Source organism: uncultured Campylobacter sp., from assembly GCF_938018145.1.
Lineage (GTDB): Bacteria > Campylobacterota > Campylobacteria > Campylobacterales > Campylobacteraceae > Campylobacter_A.
The window spans coordinates 1-1031 of the sequence record NZ_CALIII010000427.1; the positions used below are offsets into that span (position 1 = coordinate 1).

Sequence of the window (1031 nt, forward strand, 5' to 3'; positions counted from 1 at the left end):
TTAGACCGATTTAAGCTTTTTTCAGAGTTAAAATTTTGCAAACGAACATCGCGGCGAGTACGACGAAGCAGACTCCAAAGCCGATTAGCGTGCAGTCTGCCATCGACATAAATTTGCTTGATGGGATCAGGTACCAGCCCTCCTCGTAAAGATCGACGAGATACTTCTGAAAGCCGCTTAGCGTGACGCCGTCGGGAACCAAAGGGTTATCGTAGCCGCAGTCGCCCGTAGGCAAGAACCAATCAGGCGCCCACCGCTCAAGCGGCAGGCCGAACGGATAGTGCGGCTCGGTCGAGCAGCCCTGCACGCCGAACGGATCGTCTCCGTGCACGGCGTCGTGGATTTTGGCGAGCTTTACGCTATACATTATGCCCTGGATCGCGCCCCAAAAGGCTAGCAGGTAGCCTGCGAGCGCGAGGAGTAAATTTTTAGGATTTATGATCGCGACCAGGCCTCCTAGCGCCATGCACAAAAATGCAAAGCGGATATAGACGCACTGCTCGCAAGGCGGCATATAGACGTAGTTTTGAAACAGCGAGTGCGCGAGGATAACAAGTCCCACGCTCACCGCTATGAGGATCGCCCACGGCAGGCGGCTATCTGCGAATTTTGCTATTTTTTCCGCAAATTTCATGCCCGCGCCCTATTTTTTGAGCAGCTCTTCAATTAGCTGCGCCATGCCGTCGATAGAGCTGATGGACTTCGTCATGATGAGGTATTTGCCGTTTACGACGAACGCCGGCACGCCTTGGATCTTGGCTACGTCGTAGCTCTCGTCCCATTTTTTAAGCAGTTGGGCGACTTTTGGGTCTTCCAGCTTTTTTTGATAGTCCGCCTCGCTGATGCCCGCCGCATCAAGCCCCGTCTTTAAAAACGCAGCCTCGTCCTTGCCGTCGCTCCAGCGCTGCTTTTGATCGTGATAGGCCTTGTAGTAGGCAAATTTCGCCTTTTTAAACAGCGAGTTTTCATCTAGCAGGCTCACGCCCTTTTCCTCGTCCATCACGGCCAAAACGGCAAAAATTTTACTCGCT

2 protein-coding genes are annotated in these 1031 nt (G+C 52.9%); both read right to left on the reverse strand.

Annotated features, from left to right (window positions below; genetic code table 11):
- Positions 1–10 precede the first annotated feature (10 nt).
- The gene (gene dsbI, locus Q0338_RS10040) at positions 11–634 is read right to left on the reverse strand and encodes a protein-disulfide oxidoreductase DsbI (RefSeq protein WP_298086601.1); all 624 of its coding nucleotides are present in this window, start codon (positions 632–634) and stop codon (positions 11–13) included.
- Between the two features lie 9 nt (positions 635–643).
- Positions 644–1031, reverse strand: a 388-nt coding sequence (locus tag Q0338_RS10045; RefSeq protein WP_298086602.1) for a DsbA family protein, incomplete at its 5' end; no start/stop codon positions are given.